Here is a 20,596-nt window from a genome sequence, read left to right as displayed (position 1 = left end):
AAATTTGTTAGACACGCATTTTAGCCTATACCATTTGCTCCATAATGCCAGAGAATTTTCAATTTGTTTGAATGAAGATAATATTTTTCAATAGGATTACCTATTTGAAAACCATACACCATCCTTTTATCATTTACCGTGATGATAGATGGTCAAATTTTAGGCGTTATTACTGAGCCAATATATTCGTGCAACTAATATGGCTATAATTACATCAATACAGCCTCAATTAAATTTCCCAATAATTTTTTGCGCAATCGTTTAATCATATAATAGTATTAAAGGATTTTAATGCGCGCTTTGGTCAATAAGTGGTGCAATATCGTTGGCTTCAGCCCATTGGTTTAAGTCCTGTCTTTGCAAGGCTGCGGCCATTAATGAGGGAAAACGGTCCGGCGTACAGGCAAAGACTGGACAATCCATCGCGGCAAGGCTTTGGGCATGTTGATGGTCATAAGATGGCTTGCCATCATCTGATAATGCCAGCAGCACAATAAGATTAACGCCAGAGCGTTTGAGCTCTGCTGCACGCGCGAGCATTTGTTGGGCGTTGCCGCCTTCATAAAGGTCGGTAATGAGTACAAGATGGGTTTTTGCCGGTTGTTCAATAAGATCCGCACAATAGCCAAGCGCCATATTAATATCGGTGCCGCCGCCCAATTGCACACCAAAGAGCACTTCAACCGGATCTTGCAATTGCTCGGTTAAATCAAGGATAGCTGTATCAAAACAGACAAGTTGGGTGCGAATAACCGGCAAGCTTGCCATGACGGCGGCAAAGATAGATGCATACACCACCGAGCTTGCCATTGAACCAGATTGATCAACGCATAAGATGACATTGTCAAGATCCGCCAATTTGCGTGACTGACGGCGAAAGCCAATTAAAGTTTCCGGTACAATTGTGTTAAAGTCTTTTTGCCAATGGCGAAGATTAGCATTAATGGTACGTGGCCAATCAATATCGGCAAAGCGCGGACGCCGTGTCCTTGCGCCGCGTTGCACTGCCCCGCGAATGGTTTCGGTAGTCTTTTGCTCAAGCTGTTTCATCAATTCATCGACCACTTTTTTAACCACTTGCCGTGCGGTATCTTTGGTTTTATCGGGAATAACACCGCGCAGGGAGATAAGGTCGGCGACAAGATGCACATCGGCTTCCAAAGTGGTTAAGAATTCTGGCTCTAGCATCATAGCGGTTAGATTAAGCCGTTTAAAGGCATCACGCTGGATCAGTTGCACCACTGGCGTTGGAAAAAATTCGCGTACATCACCAAGCCAATTGGCAACGCGCGGCATCGAACCACCAAGGCCGCCTTTGCCTTTTTTTGTTGTTTCGCCATTGCCGTAAAGAGCGCTTAGGGCTAAATCCAGTCTTTGATCGCTCTTGCTTAATAAATCACGATTTTCGTCATCGCTACCTAAGGCCAATTGCCAGCGTCTTTGTTGGTCGCTCAAGGTCATTGGCTTTCTCCCTTATTATTGCGGGCTATCGTGTCTTTTTGCAGACCAAGAATGGTTTCCAATAAGGGAAGAGCCGCATAAAACGCTTCTGTCACATTGGAAGCTGCGTTATCATCCTTTGACACATTTTGCCCTTGTTGGGCAAAATTTTCTGGCGTTGAACTTTGCACAGCTGCTGTTTTAACAAGTGCGGTTAAACGACGGCGAGCAATGGCATCAAAATCACTAAAGCCGCGGCGAATAATCGGTAGTAATTCGATAAAGATCGACTCGTCAATTTGCAGCAGCCATTCATTGACCAGCGCAATAAGATGGGTATCTTGCAACAAAATTTCAGGCGACCCCGATAGAAAACTTTCCAGAAAAAGCCCTGCATCTTGTGGTGCAATCGGCGGGGTTAAATGGCGAGAAAAATGCGTTGCAACGACTGTTTGCTCCAAGGCTCCGCGTTCATGCAAAAGCCGTAAAACCCGACCAGCAATGGCAGGGCTTGTCATGTCGTGGCTAATGATTTTTGTTAAGGTGAAAACCCAATTTTCTAAAATAGTTTTATTGTCAAATTGGCTGATTGCTGGATCAAGATCAGCGATAATATCGGCAAGTGCGCTTGCTTCATCCTCGTTTAAATTGCGAACCGCCATTTCAAGATTAACGTGGATTTCATTTAGCAGTGTTTCGACCAATTTACGCAATTCATTTTCAGGAATGCGCCGTGCTGTGCCGTAACGCAATACAGAAACAAGCGGTGGTATAGCCTTCATCAAACTGCCAATATCGCTATCAACAACTGCAACTTCTTGTAAGCGAGCAATAATAATCTCCGCCGCTTGAGGCAAATCGGCAAGTAAGCAGCCCTCAACAATTTTTGCAAGTTCGCCAATCGCTTGGCTAGCGCGTGCTTTGGCAATAGCAGCATTGGCTGATGCCATTTCAATGGTTACGCCATAGACCATGGCTTCAGCAAGAGCGACTGATAATTCTGGCTGCCAACGCAACCGCCATTGCTCGCGAAATGTACCGCGTCCGGCGGAGCTTGCAGTTAACTGACCCCACGGCACTTCAATAAGATTAAGGCGATGCAACAAAGTTGATTTAATAAGCCCCGCCTCACTGCGCAAATCAACCGATATATCGCTATCTAAAGCTTCAGGCTTTAGTCTTGTCTTTTTTTGCCAGCGTTGCAAATCTTCCATCAATGGTAATTGCGGCACGCTGTCATCAAGGCTACCAATTTTTTCACCAACAAATAGCTTTTTATCAATGAGGTGGAATGCAGCAGCTTCGCCTTGGCAAAGAGCGGCAAGGCTAGCATCACGCATATCATCAATATCAGGAATGCTGCGGCCATGTAACGTGGCAAGGGTTAGGGCAAGCCTTGCCGCTTCAATCACCGATGCCGTTGCGCCAGAAAAACCTTGGTCGCGTAATAAACGCCCAACTTGTGCTTGCCAATGGGAGGCAAGCTCTGCCGCATCGACATTTTGATCGCCCTTATATTTTGACCATAAATGACCATACCAACCGGGTGCGGCAACACCTGCGCCATAGCCAGAACCAGTTGCTAATCGTGTTTCGCTCCACGGTGCCCATGTTGCTGCAGTTTTTATTGGCTTTAAACCTTTTAAACAATCTCTATCAGCGGATTGAGCATGTTTTTCAGCCAAAGCCGGCACGTGCCATGCACCGCAAATAACGGCAATTTCGCCATTATTTTCTTTGATCGCTTTGGCAATTTCAAGCCGCATATGGGCTTCACGCATCTGCTCGCGCTCAACTGCCATTGGACTACGCTCTAACGAAAAGCCGATTTCATTGCGTAACGCGCTCATTGCTTGGGTAATGGCAGGAAAAACATCACTAGCCGCACCGCGCTCTTCAATAAGAGCATTCCACCAACTTTCACCATCATCATAACCAGCAAGCTTGGCTAGCAATTCTAATGGATCATTAATCTCTCGTTTGTCATCGCTTATGGTTGGGGAGGTGAGAAGTTCGGCATTTTGGGCTTCATCACCATTCTCATCACCATGTTGGTTATTTTTATCTTCGCTTTCATCTTCTTTTGCAGCTTTATCAGTAGCTTTTTGCTTATATTTTTCATAAAGGGCAAAAGACATGCCAACCGGCAAATCAATGAAACGAACTTCTTTACCGTGGTCAAGCGCCCAGCGCATGGCTTGCCATTCAGGTGAATAGGCGGCGAAGGGGTAAAATACGGATTGCGCAGGATTTTCGGCATCATAAATGAGCAATGCCAATGGCGGTGTCATGCCTTTATAATTGGCAAAATGGATAAGATTATTGGCCTCTGGTGGCCCTTCAATCAACACCACGACCGGATCAAGGGTATTAAGCGCATGCAAAAGGCTTGCCGCAGACCCTGGCCCATGGTGTCTAATACCAAAAAGATGAACGCGCTTATCCATATAATCCAACCTAGTTATACTTCGTTCATTTCAAGATTTCAAAACTCACAAAGCATAGATGCTTTTTATTCTTTGGTTTTGTGAGCTTTTTTAAAAAATGGCTCGCAAAATTATGCGACATCGCGCAAAGCGGTATAAAGATCATCCCAATTTTTCCGTGTGCGCACGACATTTTCCATATATTCTTGAAGCGCTACACTATCGGCACCGGGGTCTTTAACAATAGCGCCGACAAGATTACCAGCAAGGCTCACCGCATCAACACGGCCAGAGCCAAAATGTCCTGCTTGTGCCCAAGCCGATATGCCAACCGAAATAGCCTCAGCTGTAGAAAGTGAACCGCTAACAGTTTTAAGTTTTAGCTTGCCATTAAGGGTTTGGCCTTCACGCAATTCGCGGAAAATTGTAACAATACGGCTGATTTCTTCCGCCGCAGGTTCAATTTCTGGCAGTTTTAAGCCGCCACCAATTTCGCCAACTCGTTTGGTGACAATAGCGGTTTCTTCTTCAATCGTGGCAGGGGCGGGTAAAACCACCACATTGAAACGGCGCTTTAATGCTGATGATAATTCATTAACGCCTTTATCGCGATTATTAGCGGTGGCGATAACATTAAAACCTTGCTTAGCTGAAAAAGCAAAATCAAGTTCAGGAACAGGCAGTGTTTTTTCTGAAAGTAAAGTGATAAGTGTATCTTGAACATCTGATCCCATACGGGTTAGCTCTTCAAGGCGTACCAAGGTTCCTTCCGTCATCGCACGTAAAACCGGCGTGCGCACCAAGGCTTCTTGCGATGGGCCATGGGCCAAAAGCATGGCATAATTCCAGCTATAACGAAGCTGATTTTCATCGGTTCCGGCTGTGCATTGCACCAAACGCTCTGATGAACCTGAAATTGCTGCCGCTAAATGCTCCGATACCCAACTTTTTGCCGTGCCGGGCATGCCAAGCAGCAGCAAAGCGCGATCGGTAGCAAGAGTTGCAACGGCGGTTTCCATCAAACGGCGATTACCAATATATTTGGGTGAAATTTCTGTGCCGTCCTTGGTTGTGCCGCCCATTAAATAATCAACGACAGCATTGGGTGACATAAGCCAACCTGGTGGACGCGAACGGTCATCATCCTTGCGTAAAGCTTCAAGCTCATGGGCATAAAGATTTTCGGCATTCTTTCTTAATTGCTCACTCATTGGGCTGCATCCTTTGCTATGGCTGTCGCAAATTTGGTATAATATTGAACATTGTCCACATATTCATAAGGACATTTGTCAATATATTTTTTTAAAATTGATAAGGATTGAGGTGGAGTTAATGCTGCAAAAGCATGCATCATACGTTGAAAAGAAACTTTTCTTTCTTCTTCTTCTAGCTCTAATGTATCTTTGATATATTGGTCTAGCAGTCCCGATTGGTCTAAGGCCTCAAATTTTTCAACTGGTAAAGGTTTTTTTATAATTGTGTAGAGATGGCTTAAGTGATCAGGTAATAGAGGTGATGTCATTTTTTCAGGATGAAATAAATTTTCAATATAAAATTCGATTTCATCATCGCTTTCGATAGCTATATTATAACTTGGAAAGCATAAAAAATGCTGCCATAAATCAGCAGGCAAAAGATGGGCGCTATTTTTTAATGCAGTAAATTCTTGATGGACAAAAGCACTAACGGCAAAACCAATAATAAGCGCTTCATCATCTTTGGCCGCTTCAAATAGACTTTCAACGCTCTCAAAATCCAAAGCTTCGATCAACGCATTTAGTGAAATATGGCGAAAGTCTTGAATAACCCCATACGGAGTCCCATTGTTTGCTATCTTCATTTTCTGTGCTGTTGCTGAATCAAGTGCTAAAGTCCTACGGCGTTTTATAAAACCTTTTTTTTCAACTGCAATCGATTTGATAAGCTGGTTATTTCTGTCATTAAGCAAAGTTGTCATGTGTAAATCTTTAATTAGCTTTTCAGCTTCTTGTCTCACATGAACAGATCGATCTGTAGACAGTCCCTCTAAAAATGGTCGGTCAATTTCACTAAGATAAGCACTCATGTGCCCTAACAAACTGTAGCGAATATTTGCAGGTTGAGAAGAAAAATATTTTTCTAAAAACTCTAGTCCAGCCTTAGGATCACGCCAGCGTAATTTAGAAAAATACCTTACTTTTGCTGAAGGTGAGGCAGTTTGCCAATCGTCTTCAGAATGGATTTCGTCAATTTTACCGCCGTCTTCAACGCCGCAAAGTTTTTGGTAATTAGGACCCAGCATAGCAGCGTGAGATTTTGCAAAATTTGATAGTTTTAAAAAATCAAAAGGGTGAGGGCTAATCTGAAAATAATCAATCAGCATCGCAGCTGCTTCTGCAAGTTTGCTATCTGCAGAATTTTTGTCAAGAAAAGATAATAAAGCGCGGCGGCTTTGCGTCGACATAAAAGGCCATGTTTGCGCTAATGGTTCAAAGCCTTGTAAGTCATCAATCAAGCTTGGCGGCTCAAAGCGCAAAGCCTGTGTAGCAAGGGCAAAAGCTGCCAATTGGCGTGTGTCCATATTTGCTGTTTTGTCAACCAATAGCGGCAGATCATTGTCTTTTACCGGCCGCCTTGCTGTGCCTAACATAAAGGATTGCGCTAAAAGGTGGGGGGAAAAATCCGTCATTTAATCATGCCCTCCAAAGCCCGATAGTCGTTTGCGCTGATAGTGCGCGCAGCCATGTGCCATCCCAAAGCGCAAATAGCGTGAAAGCACCAACACCGCCAAGCAAGCGCATTTCATCAATACTATCTTTATGAACAGGTAAACAAATTTTTTCACCCACCACATAAAGCCCATCATTTTTTTGGTAAAGATGCACATTATCAGCCATCAGCAAATCTTGGGTGAGCCATGGCTTCAAAGTTAACGCCTGTTGGTAATCGTTAAAGCTTTGTTGTAAATCTTGTCCACTGGCGGTTAAACTTGCCCGCGTTTGGGTTGCGCTGCTTTGTTCTGCAATTAATGCGCGCCTTGGCACGGGCGAAGGGTAAAACACGAGCTCGGCTGAAAAACAATCTCCAACCGCAAAAGCCAAACCGACTGAGCCAACGCTTAACGGAAAAAAGTCTAATAAGACTGCCTTTTGCCATTGATCATTGCTATCTTTGCCAATCAACCATATTTCATTACGGCGCAATTTATCGGGCTGCACAACACTGCTTGCACCAACCACTTGCCAATCGGCTTTAATGCGCAAAGCTTGCGCATCTTGCAGTAAAGCTTCTTTTTCAACATTCCAGCCAATGGTTTCCAAAAGATCACTATAGAGTAGTGGTGGCAATGCTTCACGATTGCGATAGGCCATGGCAATAATATGCAGCACGCCCAACTGCTTTAAAGCAAAATCAGCGCGCAATGCTTCATTTAGGCCAAAAATTGCACTGGATAATTGGTCAACCCGACTTGCAAGGCCGCCAGCTTTGGCATCAACAAGGCGGGCTGCCAATATACGGCAATCACTAATTGCGCGCACATCAAAACCATTAAGCCCCCGCGATATTTGGTCATTAAGCCAAATATCAAGCGCGTCTAAACCATCGCCCACCAATTTTTCACGCTGTTTTCGGCTACGCTCGCGCGCATCAGCCGAGCGTTTGGCAGCCTTTGCAGCATCTTCAGGATCTAATGGCTTTTCAATATCCAAACTGGCAAGATCAGCAGAAAGTTTTGGCTTTGGCTTATCATCGGCTTTGTCACTGCCAGCTTTTGCAGCGGTTGATGGGCCACGCCGGCGCGATAGCCAATCGCTTACCCAGTCGGGGCGTTCGGCCTCTACAAATTGCGTTGGGGTTTCCGCCCGCATCCACATGATTGCCAGACTGTGTTTACACGGAAATTTACGGCTTGGACAATTGCACTTATACCCCATATCACTTTCGCAAAATACAGTGCGATAAGGCGTGGAACCAGACCCCTGACACTCGCCCCATACCAATCCGCCATCATCACAGGCAAGAGTTGGCCATTTGGAGGCTTTACGCAGTTTTGAGGCCGCGGCAAGCGAGGCTTGATCCGGTGCTATTTGCTCAATTTTTTCAATAGAAACCATAAACCCCCGCTTAGATTTTTAGATAAATCAAGACTAACTTGGCATTTATAAATTGCAATAAGTATTTTTCATCTTTCCCAAACAAAATTTATAACAATCAATAGCTATTTAAAAAAGCTTCAATTATCTATTGCAAAATGACGGTGATTTTAGCGTTCTTAATTAATATACGTTTTATTTGACTAGAGGCAGTTACTTCAAAATGTTATACAAAGCCGGCAAATCTTTATCATCAGGTAAATTATGTTGAGCCAAAGAAATTAATTCTGATATATTGTTGCGATAGGTTTGAATGTTTTGCAGTTTCATTTGCATATAATCCATTTGTTTTCGGCATAATTTGCCGATTTGTTTTGTTTGCTGCCCTCGCACCCCGTCTTTCCAACTTGTCGTATCGCAGCCACGTGCTTCTAAGGATTGATAAATTTTCATATCAGATTTTAAGTAGTCAATATCGACCTGATGATTTATCGGGGCAATGTCGCTTAAATATAAAAGGCTCCATGTTAAAATAGCTTTTATTGGATAGGATTCACCCTTATGGTGAAACACGTCACCGCAATCTAATTGATTATCATAGGCAAGCGGTTTTTTAATCAGAATATGAATCCATTGATTGCATGAAACATGTAATTTTTCCTCGTCTAGTGCAATACTATCGTCTAAAGCAAAGAGCCTTAGCAACAGGTTTAACCGTTGATAAATATCCTTATAGTCATTTAAATAACCACCATCATAGCTTTGTTCAAACAGCGATAATAATTCGTGTTTTAGCGATTGATTATCAAAAATAGGTAATGGCAATAAATAGCCTTCGCTGCTCATTTCGTCCTTTAATCGGCCACCAACCTGATTGGTATAATCAATGCCATTGTCATTGGGAGAATAAGATATAAATCCCCAATATACCAAATATAGGATGTCTCTTGCATTGAACCTCGTTTCATGTGTGATCTTCCAAAAAATTCACCTATATGAAGAGTACTAGCTCAATCAAATTTAGCGGTTTTCACCGGGCACCCAAAGAACATCCCCCCCCTTATCATTATTAGCATAGCGCGCCGCAACAAAGAGCAAATCGGAAACGCGGTTAACATAATGCAAGGCGGCAAGATTGATTGCCTCCACTTCTTGCAAGCCTACCATAGCACGCTCCGCACGGCGAGTAATTGTGCGGGCAAGATGCAGATAGGCACTTGCATAGCTGCCAGCCGGCAAAATAAAAGAACGTAATGGCTCTAATGCTTGGTTCAAAACATCAATTTCTTGCTCAATACGGCTGACTTGTGCGGCAACAATACGTAAATCATGACTTTCTTGTAAATTATCATCACGCAAAGGAGTAGCAAGATCGGCGCCTAAATCAAAAAAATCATTTTGAATACGCAAAAGTATAACATCAAGCATGCTGCCTTGTTCAATATAAAGCCGCGCTATGCCTATTGTGGCATTTGCTTCATCAATTGTGCCGTAAGCTTCAATACGGGGATTGGATTTTCGTAGGCGCGAGCCATCAACAAGCCCAGTCGTACCATCATCGCCAGTACGGGTATAAATCTTGTTGAGTTTAACCATTTATCTGCCTCTTATCAAAAAATCCTGCGATAGCTGTCTCATTATACCGGCTCAAATAAATGAGCCTCAATATAATTGAAATTTTAACTCGATATTACACAGCTTTACATGAAAGCCAAATGATGAAAAGCAAATTTTTATTTCAATTTTTTGGAAAAGGATTACACATTTTTTAAAATCTTTTCCTGCAAAATTTGAGTCAATTTTTGCGGAAAACAATACAACAAAATAAAAAATTAGATCACGATATTGCCTCAACAATAAATGCACCTACCCTCGAACTAAATTTAATATAACGAAAAATTGCAGCAATTTTCAGCCGTTAAATTTGCATGATGAATTTATTTTTCTTATAAGAATAAAAATAATGATGGAGAAAGGGGAGGCTATGTTTAAACAAACAACAGATAATAATCATTTTCGCTCTAGTCTTATTCAAGCGCCGATGGCTGGCGTATCAACCCCGCAATTAGCTGCCGCTGTAAGTAATGCTGGTGCCATTGGCTCGCTTGGTATTGGCAATTTAAAGCTAGATGACGCGGTTTTAATGATTGAGAAAACCAAAACCTTAACCGATGCCGCCTTTAATATTAACTTTTTTTGCCATGAGCCTGCAACTTCGCTTGATGAACAAAAAGATCGCCAAAAAGAAAGCCATTGGCGACAAGTATTAAATGAAAAATTATTTAACGGAAACTGCCAATTAGATAAGCCCCTTGAAGCGGTTTATGGCTCGATAAAGTATGATATGTCTTTTGCTGAGGCTATTTGCGATTTACAACCTAAGATCATTAGCTTTCATTTTGGCATTCCTGATGAAAATATCCTTGCGCTATTTCGCAAAACCGGCGCGACTTTAATTGCCAGCGCAACCAACCTTATCGAGGCCGAACAAATTGCCAAGAGCGGCTTTGATGCGATTATTGCACAAGGCAATGAAGCAGGTGGCCATCGCGGTATGTTCGACATCGACCAGTTTGATAGTCGGCTTTCTACCCATGTTTTGACCAATCTTCTTGTCAACCGGTTTAATCTTCCAATCATTGCGGCTGGCGGTATCATGACTGGGGCAGATATTGCCGCTTATAAAAAAATTGGTGCAAGTGCTGTGCAACTTGGCACTGCCTTTATTGGCTGCAAAGAAAGCGCAGCAAATGAGCATTATCGGCAATTATTAAAGTCTGATGCAGCCTATAACACAACGATGACGCAGGTCATTTCTGGCCGGCCGGCTCGTAGCCTTATGAATGATTTTGTTGGCTGGGGCATGAGCCTTGATACCAATATTATTGCCGACTATCCTTTTGCCTATGATGCGACAAAACAGATCATGTCCATTATGGCAAAGGAACAAAATTTTGATATTGGCGGTTATTGGGCTGGCCAAGGAGCACCATTTGCCCGTTTCTTACCAGCAAGTGATCTAATTACCTTATTAGAACACGAATATTTAGCTAGTTTTAATTAGCATCAAGTTAAATAGACAAAATCTAACGAAAAACACAATGATAACGTCAGTTATTGTTGTCATTATCATATCACATAAAAATGCCATAACTCGTTTATAGTTTGCATTTTTTTAACAAAGAGTGGAAAAAATATGGATATTCGCCTCGTAGGTATTGGCATGCAAGATGGATCACGGCGTTTGGGCTGCGATATGGGGCCAAGTGCTTATCGTGCAGCTGGCATCGTAAAGGCCTTAGAAGATTTGGGGCATAATGTAATTGATACTGGCAATATAACCCCTGCCTCTAAGTCAAAACTCCACCACCCAAATAAAGAAATCTATCATTTACCACAGGTCCATGATTGGATTGAGGCTATTACTGAGCGCGCCTATCAAGAGCGCTCCCAAGGGTTTCCAATTTTTATGGGGGGCGATCACGCTTTATCGGCTGGTACTGTCGCCGGCATGCAACGCTATGCACAACAAATCGGCAAACCGCTTTTTGTTTTATGGCTTGATGCCCATACTGATTTTCATACACTTGATAGTACCAAAAGTGGCAATTTACATGGCACACCTGTTGCCTACCTCAGTGGTCAAGCAGGTTTTGAAGGTTATTTCCCTCCCCTTGCCAATCCAGTTCCGCTTAAAAATATCTGTCTTTTTGGCATTCGTAGTGTTGATGGCGCTGAACGTACCGCGCTTAATAAAACACCAATTACCATTTGCGACATGCGCAATATTGATGAGCTGGGTGTCGGTGTTTTATTGCGCCGCTTTTTGGAGCGGGTTGAACAAGCCAAGGGTATTTTGCATGTCAGCCTTGACGTGGACTTTCTCGATCCTTCGATTGCACCTGCCGTTGGCACAACCGTACCTGGCGGGGCAACCTTTCGTGAAGCCCATTTGATTATGGAACTTTTAAGCGATAGCAAGCTGGTTTCTAGCCTTGATCTTGTTGAACTTAACCCGTTTCTTGACGAGCGGGGCAAAACCGCAACCTTAATGATGGACCTTGCTGCAAGCTTGATGGGAAGACGCGTTATTGACCGTGTTACCAGAAGCTATAATAGCTAATACTCTTAAAATTAAAGTTTTTGATAAAAATATGCACAACTAAAAATATGATCGGTTTTTAATAAAAAATCTCATTGGGTCAGAGCTCGTTAATTTGAAGCTAATGGTATAAGAAAATTTTCCATATCTTGAAGTTAATTGGCGCTGACCCTTGTCTTTTATTATGTGTATTTAAATGAAAGACGCCTTTCATTTTAACAAAATCGCTCTAAACAATCAATTGGCCTAAAGCCGCCGCACTGAGCATTGCTATGCCTTAAATAGCTATTTAACGCGATAAATATATCAATCTTTGCAATTTCTTTTGCATAGATTGATAAAATCTATATGTTGTTCGAATGAATTTAAAAAATCTAACCAATATTTTAGCGTATTGTTAAAATACGCGGAACGATTTGAAGGACAAAATGAGCTGGTTTCATCCGTTCCTTAAAATAAGACTTTACTTAATTAGCAATAAATACTTTATAGCAATTTCATTTCGCTGCCCCATATAAAGATTATAGACCGATATAAATGCAACCAGCTTTTGTTCTTGGTGAAAAATGATTTAAAGAGATTGATTATTATGATGAATGATAGTGTTGCCAAGGCTGAGTGGAATATTCCCACTCGCATATTATTAGGTGAAGGCCGTTTTAGCGAAATTGAAGCGCAGCTTGAACATTATAATTTAAAAAGCCCTATCATAATTTGTGATAAGCAAACTGCCAATTCGGCAATTGTTAAAAATCTATTGCGCCGGCTTGACCGCAGCAATTATTCATTTGGTAGTTTTTCAGAAGACATTGGTTACGTTAGTGATCAAAGCATTAGTTTTGCCGATGAAATTATCATGAAAGGCGAATTTGATTGCGTTGTCGCTCTTGGTGCTAGCCGTATCATAGCTTTTGCGCGGCTTGCGGCCAATAACTTAAAAATACCCGTCATGGCGGTTCCTCTAACTGCTGGCAATACAACTGAATTTTTGCCTTATGGATTTTCATACCAAACCGGTGAAAAATATCCCTCAGTTACTTTGCATAAAATAGAATTACCCAAACTCGTTCTTTTTGACACAAGACTTGCTTGTAAACAAAATAAGGCATTATTGGTCGATTCTGCTCTTGCTATTCTTGTCCACGCCATTGAAGCTTGGTGTGTAGGTGGCTTTGACCCCTTGGCTGACAATCTATCCCTAGAGGCCACCAAAACTATATTTGCGCAATTGCCGCAATTAATCAATAATCCAACAAACCACGAAATCCATGCCCATTTATTAAGTGCGGCGGTCATGGCAGGCCTTGCAGGCACCCAAAGACAAGGGGCAACAGCTGCATTAGCGCGCTGTTTAAGTTTTATCTATGGCGTGGGTTACGGCAAGGCTGCAGGGCTTCTTCTCCCCCATGTCCTCACCTATAATCTTGAGGTGCTTGACCCACGACTAACCGACCTTGCTAACCACCTTGGCATTAAAGGCGGCTCGACAGGGCTTGCCAAAGCCTTGCTAAAATTACGCCGTTTGGCTAGCGTACCAAGTAAATTGACCAATCTTGTGGGAACAGCAAAGATAAAACGCAAAGAAAAATTAATGCTTGAGCAAATGTCGGTTAATCACCCACTTGCCCACATGTATCCTATCCGTTTTACGCAAAAAGCAGCTCTTACTATTATTAATGCTGCTATTGCAGGTAAAATGAAACGCGAATAGCGTCTTGTACGGCGTCCAATAAAATAAGCATTACAATTAATATCATTATTAGAGCACTTTAACCAACTTGGTAAAAATGCTCTAATTTTATAGTTTCGCGTTATTTCATGCAAAAACAAAACAATTTTTAATAAATTTTGTACGCCACCACTTTTATTACATAATATTTTAATATTGGCTAAGCTTCATGTTTTCAGTATATTGAATACCATCAACTTCCTTAATCACTGCTTGACCGCATTGCATAACGCCATTTTCAGGATTAGGAGCATAAGTGGGGCTGCCATAAAGCATCCAACCATTATTTAACGCAGCCGTCACCTTATGGCAAAAACTAGCATCATCAGGTCCGGTTAAAAAGCGATATAATTTCATTATAGCCTCTCCTTGAACATAAAATACTTTAAAGCGATTTTATTCTGCCGAGGGTCAGGACCTGTTAATTTAAATAAAATGGCACAATAAACAGCAAAAATATACAAGGAGGAAAGCGAAAAGTGGGTGGTATACCCAGTTAAGCTTTACGACGCAGTAGATTACAGCTGTTTTTGTGTCCTTTCAGGATATGGTAAATTTTCGCGATAACTTTGTCGAAGCCCCTTGAAAATATTTATATTTCCTGCGGCTCTTCTCCTTCTTCTCACAAAAATTTACTCATACCATTTCGTTCAAATTAATAGGTCCTGACCCTAGCTCATTCAATCACTATAAATTAATGGTTTCAAGCATTAAATTGTGCTCACTCCACCTCATTCATTTAGCAAACGACTTTCAGCCCTGCCCTTAATATAAGATAAAATGGATGACTTGCATAGCTTACCTATTGCGACAAAAATGCTCGACATACCCTATTGGATATAAAGTCCAAAAAGAAGAAAGAAATTGTAATTTACCTATAATAGATTATTAACAAGCGCCTTGAAACCTCCTATATTATCATGAATGATGAAATGGCTGATAATAATCAGCTCTCAAATGCCAATAAAAGTAATTGATCGGAAATTTATATGACAAAATGGTTGCAATCATTTTTGGGTGACTCACCAGGCAGAGTTTTTATCAAATTACTAATATTTTCTCTTATTATTGGTGCTTTGCTTAACTTCTTTGGCTGGACACCATTTAATGTTTTTGAACGGCTATGGGATATGATTGCCCATTTATGGCGTACTGGCTTTTCATCTGCCAGCCAATTGCTCAATGTTATTTTTGTTGGTGCAGCGGTGGTGGTGCCAATATTTATCATTATACGCATATTAAATTGGCGTAAATAATCTGAGTAGGTTTATATCTTCCAAAGTGAGAGTAAAAAATTTTCACTTCACATGACACTTTACAGCCCTAAATTCATTAGGGGCAGGGCCTATTAATAATATTTGGCGTGAATTCCTTTAAGAAATCACGCCAGCCAAAGCAATAAAATGTACCGATACAACATTTGCATGGGGAAAGGATAATTCTTTCATTGGATTAAACTGCTCTAAAACCAATTCTTGTGCATTGTGGCGCAGAAATTTTTTGATGAAAGCATGGGGCGTGGTGTCATTTTTGATTATAACTTGCGCAACAACATAATCACCTTTTTTAACACGGCGGTTTGGATCAATAAAAGCAAGTTCACCATCTTCATAGCGTGGATACATAGAATCGCCTGAAATCATGATCGCGTAAGCATCTTCAACATCTTCCAATTGTGGTGGACATAGAACATCAAATAAGACCGTACCATTCATTGGAAAATCCCCATCAACACCACCAACGGCCTGGCCAAAAACCGGCAGCCGCCGAGTGCCAAATTTTAACCCCTTAACAATCATACCATTGGCTGACTCTGCCAGATCATTGCCATTATCGTTATATATGCCCGATGATGGGTCTAAATGGGCATTTTGGTGCAAAAATTCCGCATTTCCTTCACCGTTCATAAGCCATTGTGCAGTTGTCTGCAAAACAACGGCTATTTTTTCGAGTGTATCAATACGCGGAGACAACGATTTCCCTTCACGAATATTACGCAAAAAGGAATCGCTCAACCCCGCCTCTAGCGAGGCCTTGCGCTCACTCTTGCCCAGCTTTTCAAGCCGCTGTTTTATACGGCCGGCCAAACTGTCAAAATTATTTTTATTGTTTTGGCTGTCTTTGTTCTGGATCACAGGTATATATCCCTTACAAAATCGAATCGATATATTTTTAATATCTTGTCATAAATACTGATAAAATCAATTTATCATTAAAAAATAATATTGTTTTTATTTTAATGGTTTAAGATAATTATCCACCAGTAGTTAAAATATCCAATAAATTTACCTTGATTTTAACGGTAAATTTACCGTATATTCAAGCAATCATCAATGATGATTATATGTTGGGTGCATTTGATTTTTTGCAAAAATAGATGGAAAAAACGAATGATAATTTCTATAATCTGGCACTTGGATTTTGAAACAAACCAATTGCACAAAATTAGCTGGATAAAGATGTATTAAGCCAAGTGATTACCAAATAATTTCATCATTTTTAACCAAACCACCTCTTCTATTCCATTTCCAATTATTCAAGATTTTTGAAAGAGACAAAATCATCACTTCTTCATAATCGTCAAAAGAACAAAACAAGAACAATTATTAAAAATGTGAGGAATTTTTATGAATAGCAATTTTTCAATCAGCATTAGAAAACGCGGTCGCCCTAAATTGAAAGGCAAATTACGTGAAGCCAATGGTCGGGTTAGCCGTGCCAAAGAGCCTATCCAAAAATTGGCTATTGAAGCGCGAGCCAAAGCCCATAAACTAACAATTGCGCAGGCAAGTGATCCCCGTTCTCAAAGCTATATTGGACGGCTATCGCTATTTGATCGTGCAGGCGGTATCAGTGCCGATCAATATCAAGCAGCATTACGATTTTTAGAAATTCGTAATGATTATCGCCGATCTCTTTTATCACCCGGCGCCTATTATGAAGCAACCGGCATTCAGCTCGGCAGTGAAAATATGGAAGAATATTCGGCCTGGGTTTTACGGGCACGAAGACGCTATAGTGCGACTTTGAAAGCAATTCAGGAAGCACAATTTGATAATGGCAATGAAAATCTTTATGCGGCAATTCAATATATCCTTATCGATGATAGGGAATTGCCACATTTACTTGGCGCTACACGCATGGTGCTCAATGCTTTACATCGCCATTTTTCTCACTTTGAACCTAATCGGCGTAAAAATATCTGGTCTGGTTATATTTCCTTAGGCCAAATGAATAAGGGACCTAAAAACGAGGAAAATTAGGGTTTAAACACAAGGCTAGAATATTCGAGAGCATTTTTACCAAGGCGGCAAAAGTGCTCTAAATTTCAAATCTTTTCCTTGGCAGCAAAATTGTATCTCAACATTATTTAAAGTGGCGGCCTATATATTGAAGGTATTTTAACAATAGGCTTTTTATAATATGTTATTGTCAATCATATCACTGATAATTGCTTCAAGCACATCACCAAAACTATCAAGTTCGCAGTCTTTTCCAGTTTCCCATCCGGGCGATGCAAACTAGTGAATGAATATAAATTTACCAGTTAATTGGCCTTTGGTGATAAGACAAGCATAATCATCAGAGCCTTGGCGATGGGCAAAACACAATATGTTTCGATACGGATAGTAGCTATTAATGCCAGCACTTGTTTTTATAATCTCTTCATCACTTAAAAATACCCAAGGATCAAAATCCATTTTTCGATCGCGTATAACTGTGAGATTTTTATACAGCCTATCTTCAGGACTGTTATTGTTTAAAAATATCAACATTAGTTAGCTACCTTTATATTATGATATTTCATAGATTTTGACCTTGGAACTATTTTTATAAAATTTGGTAATTTTAAAAGTCCGATTGTAATATTTTAATTGTTTTAAAAGATCATAATCGTTAAAGATTAAGCTTGTTGGCCAAGTTAGCCTATTGTTTTAATTCCTTGTTGGTTTTTCATGACAGATGATCTTATTTTAGCATCCCTTAGCCCTTTTCGCGCAGGACTTTTAAAAAATGCCGGTCTTTCCGTTGCGATTGAGGGCGCGCACATTGATGAACGCGCAATTGAGGGTGAATTGGATGCCGTTAGTCCGATAAAATTGGCTGAAACTTTAAGCCTTGCCAAAGCCTATGATGTATCAAAACGCTTTCCTAATGCGCTTGTCATTGGCTGCGACCAAACTTTGGAACTTGATGGCAATGTGGTTCATAAACCAAAAAATATGGAAGAAGCACGGCGGCGGTTAATGGCCATGTCGGGAAAGGTTCACTACCTGCATTGTGGTGTTGCTTTGGTTAAAAACCAAGAAACGATTTGGAGTAGTGTTGAAACGGCCAATATGCATGTGCGTATTTTAGAGCCAAGCTTTATCGGCCATTATCTTGAACGGGTGGGCAATCAAGTGTTGGCAAGCGTGGGCGCTTATCAAATTGAGGGGGAAGGCATTCAACTCTTTGATAAGATTGATGGCGATTATTTTACCATTATTGGCATGCCACTTATTCCATTATTAAATAAATTACGCCAATTGGGGATTATTAATGCGTGAACTTTCTAAGGCTTTTGTCACCGGCTATCCAATTAAACATTCGCGCTCGCCGCAAATTCATCGCCATTGGCTTAAATCCCATGAAATCGAAGGCAGCTATGATCCGATTGAAGTTGCGCCCGATAATTTCAAAAATTTTATTAAAAACTTAAAGCAAAGCGGTTTTAACGGCGGTAATGTTACCATTCCCCATAAGGAAATGGCTCATGATTTGGTGGATCGGCGTGATGATTTAGCCAATGAAATTGGAGCCGCTAATACCTTATGGTTTGAAGGCGATGTGCTTTGGGGATCAAATAGCGATTCCTATGGCTTTGCCAAAAATCTTGATGATTTTGTTGATGATTGGGCGGGAGACTGCGCATTGGTGATTGGCGCTGGCGGTGCGAGCCGCGCAATTATCCATGCTTTACGAGAACGCGGATTTAAAAAGATTATGTTGAGTAATCGTACAAAATCGCGGGCTGAAAATTTAATGGTGCATTTTAACAATGATGTCGATGTGATCGAGTGGCAGGATATGAATGATCATGTGCAAGCGGCTGATCTCATCGTCAATACCACCTCCTTGGGACTTGAAAATCATCAACAAGATGCAAATGTGATGCCCATCGACTTTAAACAAGCGCGCCGTGATGTTATTATTAATGATATTGTTTATACCCCACTTAACACACCTTTTTTAAAGGCGGCTGCGCAAGAAGGACTTAAAACGGTTGATGGTATTGGTATGTTATTGCATCAAGCAATTCCCGGATTTGAGCGCTGGTTTGGTGTGAAGCCAAGCGTCACACCGGAATTGCGGGCAAGCATCTTGCAATCAATGGGTGAAAAAGACAGGTAATTGCATGATTATTTTGGGGTTAACTGGGTCTATCGGCATGGGAAAAAGCACAACCGCCGCATTTTTTAAAAAATATGGCATTGCGGTTTATAGTTCCGATGAGGCAGTGCATGAGCTTTACCTTGAAGAACCTGCTTTAAGCCTTATTGAAGCGGCTTTCCCCAATACAGTGATCAATGGTGAGGTTTCGCGGCAAAATCTATCATCTTACGTGCTTGGCAATAGCGATAATTTGAAAAAACTTGAAGCGATTATCCATCCGCTAGTGCGCAAAAAAGAGCAAGATTTTATAAAATTTCATCAAGATAATTGCGAAAAACTGGTTGTGCTTGATATTCCATTGCTTTTTGAAACAGGTGGTGAAAGCCGTGTGGATAAAATTGCTGTAGTTAGTGCGCCTTATGATATACAAAGAACCCGTGTTCTTGCCCGTGAAAATATGAGTGAGGAAAAATTTGCCGCCATTTTAAAACGGCAAATGCCTGATAGTGAAAAACGCGTGCGCGCTGATTTTATCATTGATACCAGCCAAGGTTTAATTGCAGCAGAACAAGCGGTACAAAATATTATAAAGACCCTAACGGAAAATACAAAAAATGCGTGAGATTATATTTGATACGGAAACCACCGGTCTTGATAAAACCAGCGACAGGGTGATTGAAATTGGTTGCGTTGAAATGGAAAACCGATTTTTGACCGGACGCACGTTCCATGTTTATATTAATCCGCAAGGTAAAGCTGTTCATCCAGATGCTTTGGCAGTGCATGGCATTTCTAATGAAATGCTGGCAGATAAGCCAAAATTTGGTGATATTGTTGATGAATTCTTGGCCTTTTGCGATGGCGCTAAATTGGTAGCCCATAATGCGATGTTCGATCTTGGTTTTATTAATGCTGAATTGGATCGTATTGGCCAATTACCAATTAGTGTTGACCGTATTATTGATACGCTTGCCTTGGCGCGGCGTAAACACCCAATGGGGCCAAATTCGTTGGATGCGCTTTGTAAGCGTTATGGCATTGAAAACAGTCACCGCACATTGCATGGCGCATTGCTCGATTCTGAAATTTTGGCCGATGTCTACATTGAACTTATCGGCGGTAAACAGGGTGCGTTGGGGCTTGCTGCTAACAATAAAAGCAGCAATTCAGGCAAAAACAATAAAGACCAAAATGTTATTACTCTCCCACCGCGGCCAAAATTTTTAGCGCCCCTATTAACTGATGAAGAAAAAGCCGCCCACATGGCTTTGCTTGAAAAAATTGGCCCTAAAGCCCTTTGGTATGCCAAAAGTGAAGATAGTCAATAATAATTAAGAGGCTAACCTTAGATAATTTAGGTTAACTAGAGTCAACTCCAATATTTAAGCAAAGCCGGTAAGCTATATTTGAGCCTTGCCTTGATGTTTTCAACTCACGAGCGAAGGAAGCG

At 41.3% G+C, this 20,596-nt stretch carries 19 protein-coding genes; 9 read left to right on the top strand and 10 right to left on the bottom strand.

Annotation, left to right across the window (positions count from 1 at the left end):
* Nucleotides 1-288: 288 nt before the first annotated feature.
* From H3299_RS13790 to H3299_RS13760, 7 genes are all read right to left on the bottom strand, one after another.
* On the bottom strand, nt 289-1,461 hold the full coding sequence (locus tag H3299_RS13790; RefSeq protein ID WP_182418203.1) for a VWA domain-containing protein: 1,173 nt from the start codon (nt 1,459-1,461) through the stop codon (nt 289-291).
* The gene (locus H3299_RS13785) at nt 1,458-3,887 is read right to left on the bottom strand and encodes a DUF5682 family protein (RefSeq protein ID WP_182418202.1); all 2,430 of its coding nucleotides are present in this window, start codon (nt 3,885-3,887) and stop codon (nt 1,458-1,460) included. Before H3299_RS13785 ends, H3299_RS13790 begins: the two co-directional genes overlap by 4 nt.
* A gap of 110 nt (nt 3,888-3,997) precedes the next feature.
* Complete coding sequence (locus tag H3299_RS13780; protein ID WP_182418201.1) at nt 3,998-5,077, bottom strand: AAA family ATPase; 1,080 nt, start codon at nt 5,075-5,077, stop codon at nt 3,998-4,000.
* Nucleotides 5,074-6,360: a DUF5691 domain-containing protein gene (locus tag H3299_RS13775; protein WP_182418200.1), complete on the bottom strand. Its 1,287-nt coding sequence runs from the start codon at nt 6,358-6,360 to the stop codon at nt 5,074-5,076. The genes H3299_RS13780 and H3299_RS13775 overlap by 4 nt, the downstream gene beginning before the upstream one ends.
* A gap of 178 nt (nt 6,361-6,538) precedes the next feature.
* Entirely contained in the window at nt 6,539-7,960 is a 1,422-nt protein-coding gene (locus H3299_RS13770) for an SWIM zinc finger family protein (RefSeq protein ID WP_182418199.1), read from the bottom strand.
* 192 nt (nt 7,961-8,152) lie between these two features.
* Entirely contained in the window at nt 8,153-8,872 is a 720-nt protein-coding gene (locus tag H3299_RS13765) for a DUF6210 family protein (RefSeq protein ID WP_182418198.1), read from the bottom strand.
* A gap of 87 nt (nt 8,873-8,959) precedes the next feature.
* Complete coding sequence (locus tag H3299_RS13760) at nt 8,960-9,535, bottom strand: cob(I)yrinic acid a,c-diamide adenosyltransferase (protein WP_182418197.1); 576 nt, start codon at nt 9,533-9,535, stop codon at nt 8,960-8,962.
* A gap of 388 nt (nt 9,536-9,923) precedes the next feature.
* On the opposite strand from H3299_RS13760, the gene H3299_RS13755 reads away from it, so the two are divergent.
* The 3 genes from H3299_RS13755 (at nt 9,924) to H3299_RS13745 (ending at nt 13,752) form a co-directional block, all read left to right on the top strand.
* Complete coding sequence (locus tag H3299_RS13755; protein ID WP_182418196.1) at nt 9,924-11,003, top strand: nitronate monooxygenase family protein; 1,080 nt, start codon at nt 9,924-9,926, stop codon at nt 11,001-11,003.
* A 132-nt stretch (nt 11,004-11,135) separates the two neighbouring features.
* A complete protein-coding gene (gene rocF / locus H3299_RS13750) occupies nt 11,136-12,062 on the top strand; it encodes an arginase (RefSeq protein ID WP_182418195.1) in 927 nt (308 codons plus the stop codon).
* A 568-nt stretch (nt 12,063-12,630) separates the two neighbouring features.
* Nucleotides 12,631-13,752 (top strand): iron-containing alcohol dehydrogenase, encoded by a 1,122-nt coding sequence (locus H3299_RS13745; protein WP_182418194.1) that lies wholly within the window; start codon nt 12,631-12,633, stop codon nt 13,750-13,752.
* 168 nt (nt 13,753-13,920) lie between these two features.
* Here H3299_RS13745 and H3299_RS13740 read toward each other — a convergent pair whose 3' ends face one another.
* Complete coding sequence (locus H3299_RS13740) at nt 13,921-14,127, bottom strand: DUF1737 domain-containing protein (protein WP_182418193.1); 207 nt, start codon at nt 14,125-14,127, stop codon at nt 13,921-13,923.
* Nucleotides 14,128-14,759: 632 nt separating this feature from the next.
* Here H3299_RS13740 and H3299_RS13735 point away from each other — a divergent pair.
* Nucleotides 14,760-15,026, top strand: a complete 267-nt coding sequence (locus H3299_RS13735; RefSeq protein ID WP_182418192.1) for a DUF6460 domain-containing protein — start codon at nt 14,760-14,762, stop codon at nt 15,024-15,026.
* Between the two features lie 117 nt (nt 15,027-15,143).
* On the opposite strand, the gene H3299_RS13730 is transcribed toward H3299_RS13735, so the two are convergent.
* Nucleotides 15,144-15,905 carry a helix-turn-helix transcriptional regulator gene (locus H3299_RS13730; RefSeq protein WP_246708085.1) on the bottom strand — a complete coding sequence of 254 codons (762 nt, stop codon included), beginning with the start codon at nt 15,903-15,905 and terminating at the stop codon, nt 15,144-15,146.
* Nucleotides 15,906-16,397: 492 nt separating this feature from the next.
* Here H3299_RS13730 and H3299_RS13725 point away from each other — a divergent pair, with 492 nt between their 5' ends.
* Complete coding sequence (locus H3299_RS13725) at nt 16,398-17,033, top strand: hypothetical protein (protein WP_182418191.1); 636 nt, start codon at nt 16,398-16,400, stop codon at nt 17,031-17,033.
* Between the two features lie 258 nt (nt 17,034-17,291).
* Here the strand turns inward: H3299_RS13725 and H3299_RS13720 are convergent, their stop codons facing one another.
* Nucleotides 17,292-17,546, bottom strand: a complete 255-nt coding sequence (locus tag H3299_RS13720; RefSeq protein WP_182418190.1) for a hypothetical protein — start codon at nt 17,544-17,546, stop codon at nt 17,292-17,294.
* 180 nt (nt 17,547-17,726) lie between these two features.
* Here H3299_RS13720 and H3299_RS13715 point away from each other — a divergent pair, with 180 nt between their 5' ends.
* Genes H3299_RS13715 through dnaQ form a run of 4 tightly spaced genes read left to right on the top strand, consistent with a single transcriptional unit; the run spans nt 17,727 to nt 20,474 of the window.
* Nucleotides 17,727-18,320, top strand: coding sequence for a Maf-like protein (locus tag H3299_RS13715; protein ID WP_182418189.1), 594 nt, complete (start codon nt 17,727-17,729; stop codon nt 18,318-18,320).
* Nucleotides 18,313-19,164 carry a shikimate dehydrogenase gene (locus tag H3299_RS13710; RefSeq protein ID WP_182418188.1) on the top strand — a complete coding sequence of 284 codons (852 nt, stop codon included), beginning with the start codon at nt 18,313-18,315 and terminating at the stop codon, nt 19,162-19,164. The genes H3299_RS13715 and H3299_RS13710 overlap by 8 nt, the downstream gene beginning before the upstream one ends.
* 4 nt (nt 19,165-19,168) lie before the next feature.
* Nucleotides 19,169-19,768: a dephospho-CoA kinase gene (gene coaE, locus H3299_RS13705; RefSeq protein WP_182418187.1), complete on the top strand. Its 600-nt coding sequence runs from the start codon at nt 19,169-19,171 to the stop codon at nt 19,766-19,768.
* Nucleotides 19,761-20,474, top strand: coding sequence for a DNA polymerase III subunit epsilon (gene dnaQ, locus H3299_RS13700; protein ID WP_182418186.1), 714 nt, complete (start codon nt 19,761-19,763; stop codon nt 20,472-20,474). Before coaE ends, dnaQ begins: the two co-directional genes overlap by 8 nt.
* The last annotated feature ends 122 nt before the right edge of the window (nt 20,475-20,596 follow it).

Origin of the sequence: Bartonella sp. HY038 (assembly GCF_014117425.1) — a bacterium.
In the GTDB taxonomy this organism is placed as follows: domain Bacteria; phylum Pseudomonadota; class Alphaproteobacteria; order Rhizobiales; family Rhizobiaceae; genus HY038.
This window is presented reverse-complemented; position numbering and strand designations above follow the sequence as displayed.